Here is a 15,702-nt window from a genome sequence, read left to right as displayed (position 1 = left end):
CGTGAAGCCGACCTTAAGATAAGATATCCCTTCGTAAGAGTAAGACCTCTCATAGACTATGAGTTTGATAGGCTCAAAGTGTAAGCGTGGTGACACGTTCAGCTTGCGAGTACTAATCGGTCGAGGGCTTTTCCTTTTTACTTCATTCAGAGTTCTAGCCTCGCATTACGCTTTATTCCTTCAATTCTTCGCTAATATTTAGTCGGTGCTTATGGCAATGAGGTCACACCCGTTCCCATTCCGAACACGGAAGTTAAGCTCATTCGCGTTGACGATACTTGGCTGGTGACGGCCCGGGAAACTAAATCAGTGCCGACACTTCAAAGGACTACAGTTGTAGTCCTTTTTTATTTGTATAATATGATTTGACAAACCTGTGCTTTGTGTGATAAAATTAATTATCTGATATAATAAGGAGTATTGCATGGAAAAGAGTCTTACTGGAAATAACAGGGCTGACACCGTAATATCCAAGGTTTTTGGCTTCTTGTCGTCTCATTCGTATATTACGGCATTTCTCATCTGCGTAATAACTGTGCCTATGTTTTATGGTGCTGTGGAGTTCACATCGGGTATCGCAGTGCCGCTTATCTTCGTTGCCTATTGCATTTCCGCTGCATTGGCTATAGTGATTCAGTGCAGAAAGCATGGATTTGATCTGAGGGTCGCTGTTCCGTTTACAATTTCCGCAGCAGGTTTTGGCGTTTTCGGCTTATCATATGTTGAGAACGACGCGCAGAAGCTTACAATGGTGCTTGTAGCGGGGATAATAATTTCTCTTGTGCTGTATTTTGGATTATTTACGAAGAAATTCAAGCGGCAGTTCAATGCCCTTCTGATATTCGGTATCAGTTTCACCGTGAAGCTCTGCTACGTATTGGGAACATCGGTCTATGAGCGTCAGCACGATGTAAACTGGTTCGGAAGTCCTGACGAGGCTGCTCCCGGACATCTTGGATATATGTCTTATTTGCTCTATAATCATAAGCTTTATGACGGAGATTATACAGGTATATCCCAGTATTGTCACCCCCTCTTGCATCATGCTATAGGTGCATTGTGGATAAAGCTTATAAACGGCATTTTCGGTGTCGATATGGACAGAGCTGTGGAGTCGGTACAGGTGCTTCCGATGTTTTACTCCATGACAATTATCATTACCGCCTATAAGATATTCCGACACTTCAAGCTGGACGGAAAGTCGCTCTACGTTCCCCTTATAATAACTGCTTTTCACCCCTGCTTCATTTTCCTTGGCAGTCTTGTTAATAACGATGCTCTTGCATGGGCTCTTTCTATGGGAGCTGTGCTCCTTACGCTTAAATGGTACAGTGAGCCTACAATGAAGAATATCATCGGCATTGCTTTTTGCGTTGGTCTTGGTATGATGGCAAAGCTTTCCGCAGCGCTGCTTGCTTTTCCGATCACGTTTGTTTTTCTGGTCGTTTTTTTCAGGAATTTCAAGGATTCATGGAAGAAGCTCATAGGACAGTTTTCTGTGTTCGGTGCTATATGCGCTCCGCTGGGAATGTGGTTCCCTGTGCGCGGACTTATACGCTGGGGTATCCCCCTTACCTATGTGCAGGAGCTCCCCGAAATGCCCCAGTCCATAAAGGGTATTACCTTCTGGGAGCGTATAACCGATTTTTCCTTTAAACAGGTAAGGAATGTCTACGAGAACTGGCTTTGGTTCGATGAAAACGATATACCTCAGGGCTTCAACGAGCATAATCCACTGATAGCTATACTTAAAAATTCCATTTTCGGCGAGTTTATCAACGGAAATAATTTTGCTGCAAGACAGTATATGGATAAAGTCGCTGTAGTTCTTTTCTGGCTTGCTACTGCTATTGCCGCAGCTGCTTTTGTTTCGATAATTGTGGGAACTATCCGAAAGGGCACGGCTGATAAGGTTCAGAAGATGTTTTTTGTGATCTTCTACTTTGTTCTTGTTGGAAATCTTTATTTACTCTCCAAGAATTATGCATTTGTTTGCAGTATGAATTTCCGTTATCTTATGCCGACGGTTATAATCGGTGCGCTTTTCCTCGGTTTTGTGCTGCAAAACACTGAGAAAAACGGAAAAGCTGTTGCAAAGGTGCTGAAAACCGGCACTTTTGCTGCATCTGTAGTTTTCGCAGTTATTTCCTCATATTTGTACTTCATTGTAGCAATGGGCGAGCGTTAAAATAAAGTCCGAAAATGTATCAGGGATACACTTTCGGACTTTTCTATTACCAGTATGTAAAAAAGAAGCCTGCAAGGGGAGAGAGTACGATCATAATTATCGAGAAGCTGAAGGACTCTACAGATGTAAGGGTTGCACGCTGCTCGGACGGGAACATCTTTTGCAGCTTGGCGTTTGTCCTTACTTGCAGTGCATCGTCGCCTATAGCTGCGATAAAGCCGCCAAAGCTCCTTTGTCGAAATGTGTAAAAAAGTGTTATTTTATGTAATTATATCACGATGAGCGGCAGCTTGTCAATAAAAAAGCCCCTGCATAAAGCAGGGACTTATGGGGGTTATGAATCAAGGTCATTATATGTTATCTGACCTACTGTTGCGTTACTGTTTTTGTTTATCATGTCCTTGAGGACAGTGATAATTGAAGTATTGATAGCTCCGCTCTTCTTGCAGACAGACGATCTGAACTCGAAGTTGATACGGCCCATAGGGGTGTTCTGACCTGCTGTAAGGCGCTTGTAAGCTTCGGTTGCATCTTCGATTACGTCTGTGTAAGCCACATTTTCGATATTGCCCTTTAGAGCAACTATGAACTCATCTGAGCCTGTGCGGTAAATCTTTCCGTTCTTGAATACCTGACCCAGTATATCAACAGTTCTTACCAGCAGCCAGTCGCCTACGTCGTTACCGTAGCGGGTATTTACGCTGCTGAATCCGTTGATATTGTACATTACGAAGTAATAGGGCTCGGAAGGATTTGATTTCTGCTCTTCAAAATCCATAGAGAAAGCAATTCTGTTACGTACATCTGTAAGAACATCCTTGAACATAGCAGTATAAAGTGATTCCTTGGTCTTGTTGCTCTTGATGATAGTAGAAGCAAGCTTCTGATTTGCCTTTTCCTGCTTCTTTGAGATAAAGTTGAATATAAGCATGAGCACGATGATTGCGAAACCGAATATTGCCATATATACGCGCATTACGTTAGTAAGTGAGTAAACCTCGCTCTTTGTATCATTGAGGATAAAAATCCAGTTGTAATCCTTGATATAAGAGAAAATAGCGATATATTTCTTTCCGTTTTCGGTATATTCAAATTCGCTCTTTGTGTTGTTGCCCTTGCGGATATCCTTGCATATAGACTTTATCTCGCTGTTTGTGGTCTCAGTACCGATAAGCTCTGAATTATTATTGAAAACGTACTTATCGTCCTTTACGTTTACCATTGCGTAGGTAACGTCCTTAGCTCCCTTGATAGAGAGGTTATTGAGTGTATTTACAAGGCCCTCTGTGTATATGCCGAGTCCGACGAATCCTATAGGATCACCGTTTTCGCCGTATACAGTCTTGTACATTGATACTATCTGTTTGCCTGATGCAGGAGAGATTATCATTCCTGCGTTGTATACTCCGTCGCCTGCTGCTATCAGTGAATCCTGGAGCTGACGAAGAGCAGTTTCGTTCTTTCTGGTTGTAATTCCGACTGTCTCGGGGTTAGTATGTGCGATACAATGTGAAGTCCATTCACCTATCCAGAGTCCCTCAAGGTTATCTATATCTCTTGAAAAGTCCTCTGTGTAAGCCTGACCTGACTTCTGGAGAGACAGATTTTCAGGGCTTTCAAGCAGTTTTTTGACTTCCTGTGATTTGCTGAAGTATGTAAGTTTGTCCTCTGCATTTTTTACGTAGGTTTCGATTATGTTAGCACGTTCGTCTGTTATGGTTTCGAGATTTTGAATAGTATTCTTTCGTGTTTCTGAGCTTATGGTCATAGTGATAACTAATGACAGCACAAGCATGATAATAAGCTGAACTATAAGCACAAGGCTTACAGCGGACATCTTTTTTTGACCTCTCATATTAAAAAATCCTCCCTGTTTTCCTTACATATTACTTCCTGAAAAAGCCAAATCTTTTTTTCTTTGTTGATGGCAGGTTTTCAAGAAACTCATCAGTGTCGTCATCAACAGACCGCAAGAGACTGTTGACCTTGTTTTTCAGCAGATCGCCTGTAGCGTTTTCTGTATTCGCTGTAGAAGTTTCTGTTTTTGTTGTAATATCTGTTTCCTGTATATCGTCAGCAGGTTGTGGTGTAACAGGTGCGGGAGCTGTATTAACAGCTGGTTGCACAGGTAGTGGGGGGGAAGGTGCCAAAGGCGGTGGTGCAGGTGGTGGTACAGCAGCGTGTGCTGATGTAAATTGCGGCTGTACAGGTGTATGTCCGACGAAATTAGGATTATCCATCATTCCGCCCATAGGTGCAGCGAACATTCCGACCTCATTTATACTGATCATTCTGTCCTGAAGCATGACCATACAGCCTATGTTTTCCTGTGCAAGCGATAAAATATAGCCAAGGCAGTTATTGCAAGGCAGCATAGGAGTCCTCATCTGTGTGCTGATCAGAAGAAGTCCTATTATAATGTTTTCGCCTGCGGCGAGCATATTCCTTACAGCGTCGATCTCAGCGTGGACCGAATTGTTCATATCTGTTCGGCTTATACCTGTATAGATCCTGCCTGAGCTGGTCTGCAGTGCACAGACCGTATCGGACGGAGTAACGAAAGCTCCTGATTCTAAAAGTTTGATAGCTGTTGTATGAGCAGCATTAAAGATCGCCTCTGAATTCATTATTTCACCTCACATTTAAAAAATAGTAACCATTAGTACTTCGTGTTTTGGTGATAAAAAAGTCCCTCATAATCGAAATACTAATTGATTTTGATCGGGAAGGCTTGTTACTGCATATGTTCTTTATAATAAAATTATACCCTTTATATGAATTTTCATCAACCCCAAATATGAAGAAAAGGTGGATTTTTGAACTTCAAAAAATGTTCATATTGTGCTATTGTTGCTGCTAATATCGAAAATTCACTTTTAAAATGGCTGTATATAGCTGAAATATATCATTAAATAAAAAAAGCTCGTTATTAACCGAAAATTCATAATACGCAAAAAATATTACCCGTTTTATAATACTCCAAGTATAAATAGTAATCTCTGATTATAGAAACTATATACTCTTAAACAAAATGTATATACCAATAACGTGAACAAAATGCACTTATGGTGGTAATATTAATACAAAATGAGCAGCAAGCGACAGAAATTCGAGTGATTTATATGTCTATGTTGTTACTTTTGACGAAAGAGAATAAAAGAAAATCGTCCTCTTTCGGAAGACGATATTATGATAATATATGATATAATATAAGGCTCTTTTTTTAGAAAAAACCAGCTTTTTTTATCAGAAAAAATGCTGCTGATAGCCAAAATGTGATATTTTAGGCGGGATTTCCTTTTTGTAATACTGAAAAATCGCTACGGCAGTATGGTTTTTACCATAGCGTATAACAAATTCTTGCAGCAAATTTTAATACCTTCATGGAAAAATAAAAACCTCGCAGGATAAACCTGCGAGGTGATTTTTCGTATAGTCCCAGTAGGGATAAAATTATCTCTTTGAGAACTGAGGAGCGCGACGAGCAGCCTTGAGACCGTACTTCTTTCTCTCCTTCATTCTTGGGTCACGAGTGAGGAATCCAGCCTTCTTGAGAGCAGGACGGAGCTCAGCATCGAATTCAAGAAGAGCTCTTGAGATACCGTGTCTGATAGCACCAGCCTGACCTGTAACGCCGCCGCCTGCAACTGTGCAAACAACGTCGAACTTCTCTGTATTGTCAGTAAGAGCGAGAGGCTGACGAACGATGAGCTTGAGTGTTTCGAGACCGAAATACTCATCAATGCCTCTGCCGTTTATAGTAACATTACCTGAACCTGGGTAAATTCTTACTCTTGCTACGGAGTGCTTTCTTCTGCCTGTTCCGTAGTAGTATTTAACTTTTGATTCGTACATTTAAAAGCACCTCCTATTAAAGCTCGTAAGCAACAGGCTTCTGAGCCTCCTGCTTGTGATTAGCGTCCTTGTAGGTTCTGAGTCTCTTGAGCTGAGCTCTGCCGAGGCTGTTGTTAGGGAGCATACCGTTAACAGCGATCATCATAGCTCTGTCAGCCTGCTCAGCCATCATGTCCTTGTAAGAAATGGACTTGAGACCGCCGATCCAGCCTGTGTGCCAGTAGTACTTCTTCTGCTCGAGCTTTCTTCCTGTAAGAACAGCCTTTGCGCAGTTAATAACGATAACGTGATCTCCGCAATCTACGTTGGGAGTATAAGTGGGCTTGTGCTTGCCTCTGAGAATGTGAGCAGCCTTAGCAGCAACTCTACCGAGTGGCTTGCCCTCAGCGTCGAGGATATACCAAGTGCGGCTTACTTCAGCGGGTTTTGCCAGTGTAGTTGACATATATATTTCCTCCTGTAATTATATTTCGGAAGGAAAGCGAATTCGGAAACAAGAGGCAGAGCCTCCTAACGAAGCTTTGAGGACCTGCCTCTTGCTTCCCGAAAAGACGCCTGTTCCTTCACAGTGCAAGAATTATTATACACGATATAAAAGCGTATGTCAAGGGCTTTTTGGGGATTTTTTTAATATATACCCTGTTTTCTCTTAAAATCTCTCGCGTATACTCTGTTTCTCTCTCTTTCTCGTGTTTCGTTTCAGTTTTGCAAAGTAGAAAAACGTGGAGATATTTCGCGGAATTGTGTGCATTTTGTTGTAGGGGAGCCCGCCCTCGGGCTCCCGAGCCGTTAGCCCTTAGCCTGTATGGGCGGCGTTCCGCCGCCCGTGTCTTAAGAAATGACTTGAAATGACAGAATGTAGGGGACGGCGTCCTCGACGTCCCATAATTAAAACATAACTGACGGGCTGTCGGGGACGACAGTCCGCAAGCGCCGAATTTACTCAAAATGACTGTTTGCAGGGGCGTATATTATCCTCTCACAGAAAAAGGATATGATTTTTGTGCAAAACTGCCTTTGATTTTATTTTTTGAAAATGCTAAAATATAATAAAGAACGTGTAGCAGTTTCTGCGTAAGTCCAGTTACTTGCTTCGCGTTCTATTTTTTTGCGGGGTGATACTTATGTATAAGATAAATGATATTGTTATGTACGGTACATTCGGTATATGTAAGATCACGGCGATAGAAAAGCGTGATCTTATGGGAGAAGAACGGGAATATTACATTCTCAGGCATACAAATTCGGAAAAGAACGTTTTTTATGTTCCTATAGATAATGAAACTGCACTCAGCAATATACACTATGTATGTTCAAGATCGGAAGTTGACGAGCTTATCTCGCACATGAACTCGGAGGACGTTATATGGATCGACAATGATATTAAGCGCAAGGAGGAATACAGCCGTATTATAAAAAATGCAGATAAGCATGAGATGATAAGGCTTATAAAAACACTGTACTTACGCAGAAAGGAGCTTTCGCAAGAGGGCAGGAAGCTGCGTTCCTCAGATGAAAAATATCTTGATCTTGCGGAAAATATGCTTTTTGAAGAGTTTGCCTATGCTCTTGACATAGACAGGAGCGAAGTTGTTGAATATATCGAAAAGCACATAGCTTGAATTTTGTGAAAAAATACCATTTGAAAAATAAAAAACCAGCTGATATAATTAATAATGTAAAGAACGTGTAGCAAATTTCTGCGTAAGTCCAGTTGTTTGCTGCACGTTTAATTTTTTTGGAGGTGCATATCAATGAAAAGGATCAAAGAAGCGTGTATCTGTCAGACTCTGCATTTTATGCTGAAGGAGGAGACCGCGCACGATTATGCTGTCAGGCTTGTCAGGGAGGAGGTAGAGAAGTACAAGGCTTCTCTTGAAAAAACAAGAACCAGGTACAAGATACTTGAGGAAAACGAACAGCCTGACGGTTCTGTTATCATCAAGATCAAGAAGCAGTACAATACCTCGCCTGTAGGTTCTTACCTCGATTGAGAAGGTGTTCATGCTGTAGGGGGCGGATAATATCCGCCCCTTATTCAATTAAAGGCTAAAGGCAAACGGCTAACAGCTCTCTGTTACGCTGACCATTTTTTGTCGCCGATTATAGTCAAACTCCCCATTTATTGCTCATTGTCCGCGGCGCTCATTGACTTATTTGTACAATCGTGCTACAATATAAACACAAAAATTTATTTTTGGAGGGAATTTACTATGAAAGGAAAACACATCAATCAGCTGATCGCAGGTGTTATGGGTGCAGCTATGGCACTTACAGCAACAGCTGCGGCTGTTCATGCGGTAGCACCCGCAGGCGTACAGCTGACAAACACCAAGGTATCCGCAGCAGCAGAGGGTAAAGTAGTTTATGAGTGCGGATTTGAGAGCGAGGACGATCTTGCACACTGGTCAAACAGAGGCGGCGACGATAAAACTGTTCTTGCAATTTCAAAGGACGCTGCCAAGAGCGGCGACAGCGGACTTTCCGCTACAGAAAGAGGCGACACATGGCACGGTCCTGCATTCCGTATGGACGGTTTCCTCAAGCCTGATACACAGTATTACTTCTCCTGCTCCGTAAGAGGAGAATGGTACACAAATACTACACTCAGCTTCCAGTTCAGTGTTGACGGAGAGACCTCTTATTCTAACCTCAAACAGAACATTCAGGCTACCAGCGGCGGCGGAAACGGCTGGGCAGAAATAAAGAATATACCTATCAGCTATTCCGAAGGTATGGAAGGTGTATATGTATACTTTGAAGGCGGACAGGAGTCCATTTTCATTGATGATGTAAAGATAACAGAAGCTCCCCATGTTGATATAGAGAAGGATCTCCCTTCACTCAGCGAGCTTTATAAGGACAAGTTCAAGGTAGGTACTGCACTTACTCCTGATGACCTTTCTTCACAGCCATTCATGGATCTTGTCCAGAAGCACTTCGGCGAGAGCATCACAGTCGGCAACCAGATGAAGCCCGATTATGTTCTCAACAAGACAGCTACACTTAAATATTTCGAGGAAACAGGCGATGACGAAACTCCTCAGATAAGCTTTGCGCAGGCTAAGCCTGTTCTTAACTATGCAAGAAAATACGGTATCCCTGTAAGAGTACACACTCTTGTATGGTACAGCCAGACTCCTGAGTGGTTCTTCAAGGAAGACTACGACGAGAAGAAGGATTACGTTTCACCCGAAAAGATGACAAAGCGTATGGAGAACTACATAAAGAGCTATTTTGAAACACTTACAGCTCTTTATCCTGATATCAACTTCTATGCCTGCGACGTTGTAAACGAGGCATTCCAGAACGACGGCAGTCCTCGTAAGCCCGGTCATCCTTCACAGTCCAACCAGTATGAGGCATCAGACTGGGTAGCTGTATACGGTGACAATTCATTCATCGACTATGCATTCAAGTTTGCAAGACAGTATGCTCCTAAGGGCTGTAAGCTTTACTACAACGACTTCAACGAGTACATGGACAAGAAGAAGGCTATCTGTGAACTGGCAGAGAGACTCAAAAAGGCAGGCAATATCGACGGTATCGGTATGCAGTCTCACCTTGACGTAAGACAGAGCATGGACGCTGCATTCCCTTCACTTGGTATGTACGAGCTCGCTCTCAAGGACTTCATCGCTACAGGTCTTGACGTTCAGGTTACAGAGCTTGACGTAACTGTACAGGAGAATTCAGGAGACAAGTATTTCGATGTTCAGTCTACATACTACAAGGGTCTCTTCGATATCTACGAGAAGTATGCTGACAAGATCTCAGCAGTAGTATTCTGGGGCGTTACAGATACAAAGAGCTGGAGAAATACACAGAATCCGCTTATTTTCGATAAGAATTTCATGGCTAAGCCTGCATTCAAGGCTATCGTAGGCGACAGAACTGCTGCTGATCCTGTAAGAACTACTATTGCAGACGGCGGCAAGGTAACTACAACTACTACAACTACGACTACATCAGTTACAACTTCTGCTCAGACAACAACATCTGTAGGCGAAGAAATAAAGGCAACCAAGCTCGGCGACGCAAATAACGACAGTCAGATAGACATGGGCGACGTTGTTATCATCATGCAGGCACTTGCTAACCCTAACAAGTACGGTATCGGCGGTACAGACGAGCACGCTATCACAAAGCAGGGCTGGGCAAACGCTGATATTGCAGGTACAAGCAAGGGCGTTACAAACGATGATGCACTTGCAATACAGGAATACCTCCTCGGCAAGCGTACATCTCTTGAAGGATAATTAGACGGCTTACAGGAAGTTGGCGGAAGCACTGCAAAGTGACATTTTACTTTGACATGATATATTGATATAAAAGGCTGCACGGCATTGCTGTGCAGCCTTTTTTGCATAATTGTGCGGCAGATATTATGCGTCCACAGGTTACGAATTTGCTTTAAATAACCATTTGTAGGGGACGCCAGCCCCTGCAAGCTAACGGCTATTGCCGCAAAATATTGACTTTTTTCGGCAATTGTGATATCATAAAGCTATATTATTTCACCCCATAAATCGGGAATTGCTTACGAATACTATACTAAGGAGAATAATTATGGATCTTAGAAATTTTTCAGACGGCTCACCTTCATTTGAGGGCAGCAGCAAAAAGCCTTCGCCCCTTATTGCTATCATCTTTTTTGTGCTTCTGGCGGCTTTAGGACTTTTCATGGGAATATCGGGCTTTTTCAAGGAAAACATATCTCTTGATGATGCCTTTAACAACATGGAGACCGGCAAATGCGTAAGCGGTGTGCCTGATTACGGTGCAAATCACCCCAATTTCGAGTACACTCACAAAATTGGTTTTATTCCGCTCCTTAATGAGTATTACTACCTCATACTGTCAGATGATATGCAGAAGGGCTTGCTTGTGCGTGCAGACAAGGATTTCGGCGACAACTTCGACAGCAGCGACTATACCAATATCAGCGGCACCGAAATAAAGGGCAATGTTAAGAGCACGAGCCGAAAGGTACAGGAGAATTTCTCTGGCATGGACTACAGAATGGTCAACAACACCTGTTATATCGACCTCCTCAGCACCAAAATGAACATCAGATGGCTTATCATAGGCATCTACAATGTTCTTGCACTGGTATGCGCCGCTGTAAACATAAAAAAGAACGGCGTAGGCGGCTCACCAAGCACAGCTTTGGGCAAGGTCATAGCGGCTGTACTGGTAATAGGCGCAATGTACTGCACATACCTTTTGGTTGGTATGATCGTTCAGATATAAGCGCAGAAATTCCCGAAATCGGGATAACTCCGATTGACAACAGTAAAAATAGATGATATAATGAATATATCTATTGAAATATATCAGAAAGAGGTCATATGTATGGCAAAAGATAAAAAGCTGGTATCCGAGATAACCTCAATGGACGAGGATTTCGCTCAGTGGTATACCGACATCTGCAAAAAGGCAGAGCTTATCGAATATACAAGCGTTAAGGGCTGTATGGTAATACGTCCCTATGGTTACGCTATATGGGAAAATATGCAGCATATCCTTGATACTACTTTCAAGGAACTTGGACACGAGAATGTTTGTATGCCTATGTTTATCCCCGAGAGCCTTCTCCAGAAGGAAAAGGATCACGTTGAGGGCTTTGCTCCCGAAGTTGCATGGGTAACTCACGGCGGCAGCGAAAAGCTTGAGGACAGACTTTGCGTGCGTCCTACTTCCGAGACTCTTTTCTGTGAGCATTATGCTAATATAGTTCATTCATACCGTGATCTTCCTAAGCTCTACAACCAGTGGGTAAGCGTTGTACGCTGGGAAAAGACTACACGTCCTTTCCTCCGTTCAAGAGAGTTCCTCTGGCAGGAGGGTCATACTATCCACGCAACAGCTGAGGAAGCTATTGAGGAGACAGAGCGTATGCTCAACGTATATGCTGATTTCTGCGAAAAGTCACTTGCTATGCCTGTTGTAAAGGGCAAGAAGACAGAGAGCGACAAGTTCGCAGGAGCTGTATCCACATACGCTATCGAAGCACTCATGCATGACGGTAAGGCTTTACAGGCTGGTACATCACACTATTTCGGTGACGGCTTTGCAAAGGCTTTCGGCATTGAATATACCGACAAGGAAAACAAGAGAGTCAATCCTCATCAGACAAGCTGGGGCGTAACAACTCGTCTTATCGGTGCGGTTATTATGACTCACGGCGACAACAGCGGACTTGTACTTCCGCCTGCTGTAGCTCCGATACAGGCTGTTATCGTACCTATCGCACAGCACAAGGAGGGCGTTCTCGACAAGGCAAACGAGCTTCTGAGCGAGCTTAAAGCCGCAGGCATCAGAGTAAAGCTTGATGACAGCGAGAACTCACCCGGCTGGAAGTTTGCCGAGTACGAAATGAAGGGCGTACCTGTTCGTATTGAGATAGGACCTCGTGATATCGAGGAAAATCAGTGCATTGTAGCTGTACGTTACAGCGGCGAAAAGAAAACAGTAGCTCTCGGAGATCTTGCTGTATATGTAAAGGCGCTCCTCGAAAAGGAGATACCTGAGGGTATGTTCAATAAGGCTGCCGAGAACCGTGCAAACAGGACTTATACCTGCACAACTCTTGACGAGATCAAAAATGCTCTTGAAGAAAAGGGCGACGGCTTCGTAAAGGCAATGTGGTGCGGCGAAGAGGCTTGCGAGGACGAGGTAAAGGAAAAGACAGGCGTTGGCTCAAGATGTATCCCATTTGAGCAGGAACAGCTCAGCGACAAGTGTGTATGCTGCGGCAAGCCTGCTAAGTATATGGTTTACTGGGGCAAGGCTTATTAATAAGCCCGAGCAAAAGACAAAGCCTGAGAAACGCGATTTTTCTCAGGCTTTTATTTATATGTGATATAATTATAGGCTGTATAGCTAAAAACTTCTTCGTTAACCACGGCTAACACCTACAATTTTTGTATATTTAATATGATAGAATATATCCTGTAAAGTTTTCAGAGGTGAGAAATATCAAAACAGTTGAAATATTCACTGACGGCGCGTGCAGCGGCAATCCCGGGCCCGGAGGCTACGGCGTTGTACTTCGTTTCGGCAGCATCGAAAAGGAGCTTTCGGGCGGAGACAGCGCTACGACCAATAACAGAATGGAGCTTCTCGGAGTCATAACAGGGCTTTCGGCACTGAAAGAGCCCTGCAAGGTCATTCTTACCACCGACAGCAAATACGTTGTAGACAGCGTAACAAAGGGCTGGGTATACGGCTGGAAGAAGAAGGGCTGGATAAAATCCGACAAGAAGCCTGCTCTGAATGTGGATCTATGGGAACAGCTTCTGCCGCTCCTTGAAAAGCATGACGTTACATTTAATTGGGTAAAAGGACACGCAGGACATCCTGAAAACGAACGCTGTGACCGCCTTGCAGTGGAGCAGCGTGATAAATATGCAAAATAGGAGGATAAATCGTTGGAAAAGAGATTTATTTATGCAGATAATGCAGCAACGACTGCGGTCTCTCAAGAAGTCCTGAACGCTATGCTGCCATATTTCACAACAGCATACGGCAACGCTTCCAGCATATACAAGCTTGGACGCGATGCTCAGAGAGATGTTGAGATCGCCCGTGAAAAGGTGGCAAAGGCTCTCGGAGCCGAGCCGAGGGAGATATTCTTTACCAGCTGCGGTTCAGAGTCCGATAACTGGGCAATAAAAGGCACTGCTGAGCTTATGGCAAAGAAGGGCAAGAAGCACATAATAACATCTGTGTTCGAGCATCATGCAGTCCTTCATACTTGCGAATACCTTGAAAAGCATGGCTTTGAGGTAACATATATCCCCGTAAGCGATAAGGGTCTCATCGACCCCGAGGACGTAAAGAAGGCTATCCGCGAGGACACAGCACTTGTAACAATAATGTATGCAAACAACGAGATCGGCACTATACAGCCTATCGACGAGATAGCTGCGATCTGCAAGGAAAAGGGCGTACTTTTCCACACAGATGCTGTACAGGCTGTTGGTCATGTTGAGATAGATGTCCACAAGCAGGGAATAGATATGCTTTCCCTCTCGGGACACAAGATACACGCACAGAAGGGCATAGGTGCAATATATATCCGTAAGGGTATCGTACTGCCCAATCTTATCCACGGCGGCGGTCAGGAACGCGGTAAGCGTGCAGGCACCGAGAATGTACCTGCTATCGTAGGTCTCGGCGTAGCTATTGAGGCTGCAACACGCAATATCGCAGAAAAGGCTGCTGTTATAACACCGAGGAGAAACCGTCTTATTGACGAGCTTCTCAAGATACCGTATACCCGTCTTAACGGCGACAGAGACAAGAGACTTCCGGGCAACCTCAATATTTCCTTTGAGGGCTTGGAGGGCGAATCGCTCCTGCTCATGCTCGACCTTAACGGTATATGCGCTTCATCGGGTTCAGCCTGCACATCAGGCTCGCTTGACCCGTCACACGTTCTGCTTTCCATAGGTCTCGTTCACGCAGTCGCTCACGGCTCGCTGAGACTTTCTATCGAGGAAGACGTTACCGACGAGGACGTAGATTATATCCTTGAAGTAATTCCCCGAGTTGTGGAAAAGCTTCGCTCTATGTCACCTGTATGGGAAAGAATGATGAAGGGCGAGAAATACGACTAAAACATCATAATAAGGGGGCATATTTATGGGATTTCTGGATAATATCAAGAAAAGACTGTTTACCCGCGACGAGACTGATACAGGTTTTTTGACCGACGATGAAAAGGAGCTGCGCGAATACGAGGCGTACTATACTCCGCAATCGGGAGTAGCAGAGGGTACGTATTCGGAATTCGTTGTTACCGATGTATTCACTATAACAGGCAAGGGAACTGTCGTAGTAGGTACGGTAACAGGAGGAATATTCTTTGTTGGCGACGAGGTATTGCTGGTACACGGCGGAAAAGAGATGCTGCCCACGACCATTCTTGGTATAGAGCAGTTCCGCAAGCAGTGCAACTCTATTTCCGAGGGAGCAAATGCCGGTATCTGGCTGAAAGATATCGACAGGAAGCAGGTATCCAGAAACGACATAATCAAGAAGAAGTGACCCCTTTAATATACTTTTTTGCGCAGGAAGAGCCTGCAAGAGAATAACAAAGGAGTAAAAATTATGTTATACAGTGATAAGGTAATGGATCATTTCTCAAATCCGAGAAATGTAGGTGAGATCGAGGACGCAGACGGAGTAGGCGAGATAGGAAACGCAAAATGCGGAGACATAATGAAGATGTATCTGAAGATAGACAATAATATCATAACAGATGCAAAATTCAAGACATTCGGCTGCGGTGCGGCAGTTGCCACATCTTCAATGGCAACAGAGCTTATAAAGGGCAAGTCCATAGACGATGCTCTGAAGCTTACAAATCAGGCTGTTGTAGAGGCGCTTGACGGACTTCCGGCAGTAAAGATACACTGCTCTGTACTTGCTGAGCAGGCTGTAAGATCGGCACTTTCCGATTATTATACAAAGCAGGGAATTGATCCTATCCCGATAGTAGGCGAGATCAAGGAACCCGAGGAATAAAAACAAAGGACGGCTTAACCGTGGTACTCATATAGAAGCTTATACTATTTATCGGGGGAAACCTTTCTGAAGAAAGGCTTTCCCCCGAACCCCTTTCCAAAGACTTTTTTAGCTGATTTTTTCTC

At 43.8% G+C, this 15,702-nt stretch carries 15 protein-coding genes and 2 rRNA genes; 13 read left to right on the top strand and 4 right to left on the bottom strand.

The window, feature by feature from the left end; genetic code table 11:
• The 4 genes from BUB28_RS16290 to BUB28_RS17195 form a co-directional block, all read left to right on the top strand.
• A 23S ribosomal RNA gene (locus BUB28_RS16290) occupies nucleotides 1-137 on the top strand; the annotation flags it as partial.
• A gap of 64 nt (nucleotides 138-201) precedes the next feature.
• Nucleotides 202-318 (top strand): 5S ribosomal RNA (gene rrf / locus BUB28_RS16285).
• Between the two features lie 106 nt (nucleotides 319-424).
• Nucleotides 425-2,188 (top strand): glycosyltransferase family 39 protein, encoded by a 1,764-nt coding sequence (locus tag BUB28_RS16280; RefSeq protein ID WP_072952563.1) that lies wholly within the window; start codon nucleotides 425-427, stop codon nucleotides 2,186-2,188.
• Between the two features lie 14 nt (nucleotides 2,189-2,202).
• Nucleotides 2,203-2,436 (top strand): hypothetical protein, encoded by a 234-nt coding sequence (locus BUB28_RS17195; protein ID WP_175547879.1) that lies wholly within the window; start codon nucleotides 2,203-2,205, stop codon nucleotides 2,434-2,436.
• A gap of 86 nt (nucleotides 2,437-2,522) precedes the next feature.
• On the opposite strand, the gene BUB28_RS16270 is transcribed toward BUB28_RS17195, so the two are convergent.
• The 4 genes from BUB28_RS16270 to rplM form a co-directional block, all read right to left on the bottom strand.
• On the bottom strand, nucleotides 2,523-4,043 hold the full coding sequence (locus BUB28_RS16270; protein ID WP_072952562.1) for a diguanylate cyclase domain-containing protein: 1,521 nt from the start codon (nucleotides 4,041-4,043) through the stop codon (nucleotides 2,523-2,525).
• Nucleotides 4,044-4,074: 31 nt separating this feature from the next.
• Nucleotides 4,075-4,815, bottom strand: coding sequence for a cytidine deaminase (locus BUB28_RS16265; RefSeq protein WP_072952561.1), 741 nt, complete (start codon nucleotides 4,813-4,815; stop codon nucleotides 4,075-4,077).
• 826 nt (nucleotides 4,816-5,641) lie between these two features.
• Nucleotides 5,642-6,043 carry a 30S ribosomal protein S9 gene (gene rpsI, locus BUB28_RS16260; protein ID WP_072952560.1) on the bottom strand — a complete coding sequence of 134 codons (402 nt, stop codon included), beginning with the start codon at nucleotides 6,041-6,043 and terminating at the stop codon, nucleotides 5,642-5,644.
• A 16-nt stretch (nucleotides 6,044-6,059) separates the two neighbouring features.
• Nucleotides 6,060-6,488 carry a 50S ribosomal protein L13 gene (gene rplM / locus BUB28_RS16255; protein WP_072952559.1) on the bottom strand — a complete coding sequence of 143 codons (429 nt, stop codon included), beginning with the start codon at nucleotides 6,486-6,488 and terminating at the stop codon, nucleotides 6,060-6,062.
• Nucleotides 6,489-7,167: 679 nt separating this feature from the next.
• Here rplM and BUB28_RS16250 point away from each other — a divergent pair.
• The 9 genes from BUB28_RS16250 to nifU all read left to right on the top strand — a co-directional run bounded on the left by BUB28_RS16250 (nucleotide 7,168) and on the right by nifU (nucleotide 15,577).
• Entirely contained in the window at nucleotides 7,168-7,665 is a 498-nt protein-coding gene (locus tag BUB28_RS16250) for a CarD family transcriptional regulator (RefSeq protein ID WP_072952558.1), read from the top strand.
• Between the two features lie 132 nt (nucleotides 7,666-7,797).
• Nucleotides 7,798-8,037, top strand: coding sequence for a hypothetical protein (locus tag BUB28_RS16245; protein ID WP_072952557.1), 240 nt, complete (start codon nucleotides 7,798-7,800; stop codon nucleotides 8,035-8,037).
• 219 nt (nucleotides 8,038-8,256) lie between these two features.
• Nucleotides 8,257-10,302 (top strand): endo-1,4-beta-xylanase, encoded by a 2,046-nt coding sequence (locus BUB28_RS16240; RefSeq protein ID WP_072952556.1) that lies wholly within the window; start codon nucleotides 8,257-8,259, stop codon nucleotides 10,300-10,302.
• Nucleotides 10,303-10,612: 310 nt separating this feature from the next.
• A complete protein-coding gene (locus BUB28_RS16235; RefSeq protein ID WP_072952555.1) occupies nucleotides 10,613-11,296 on the top strand; it encodes a hypothetical protein in 684 nt (227 codons plus the stop codon).
• Between the two features lie 102 nt (nucleotides 11,297-11,398).
• Complete coding sequence (gene proS, locus BUB28_RS16230; RefSeq protein WP_072952564.1) at nucleotides 11,399-12,844, top strand: proline--tRNA ligase; 1,446 nt, start codon at nucleotides 11,399-11,401, stop codon at nucleotides 12,842-12,844.
• A gap of 179 nt (nucleotides 12,845-13,023) precedes the next feature.
• Complete coding sequence (gene rnhA / locus BUB28_RS16225) at nucleotides 13,024-13,464, top strand: ribonuclease HI (RefSeq protein ID WP_028517103.1); 441 nt, start codon at nucleotides 13,024-13,026, stop codon at nucleotides 13,462-13,464.
• 12 nt (nucleotides 13,465-13,476) lie between these two features.
• Entirely contained in the window at nucleotides 13,477-14,667 is a 1,191-nt protein-coding gene (gene nifS, locus BUB28_RS16220; protein ID WP_072952554.1) for a cysteine desulfurase NifS, read from the top strand.
• 25 nt (nucleotides 14,668-14,692) lie between these two features.
• Nucleotides 14,693-15,097 carry an EF-Tu/IF-2/RF-3 family GTPase gene (locus tag BUB28_RS16215; RefSeq protein WP_072952553.1) on the top strand — a complete coding sequence of 135 codons (405 nt, stop codon included), beginning with the start codon at nucleotides 14,693-14,695 and terminating at the stop codon, nucleotides 15,095-15,097.
• A 63-nt stretch (nucleotides 15,098-15,160) separates the two neighbouring features.
• Nucleotides 15,161-15,577, top strand: a complete 417-nt coding sequence (gene nifU / locus BUB28_RS16210; protein WP_072952552.1) for a Fe-S cluster assembly scaffold protein NifU — start codon at nucleotides 15,161-15,163, stop codon at nucleotides 15,575-15,577.
• Nucleotides 15,578-15,702 lie beyond the last annotated feature (125 nt).

The organism is Ruminococcus flavefaciens (genome assembly GCF_900143025.1).
In the GTDB taxonomy this organism is placed as follows: domain Bacteria; phylum Bacillota; class Clostridia; order Oscillospirales; family Ruminococcaceae; genus Ruminococcus; species Ruminococcus flavefaciens_I.
Note: the sequence above shows the minus strand (reverse complement) of the source record. Positions and strands in the feature narration are given on the sequence as shown.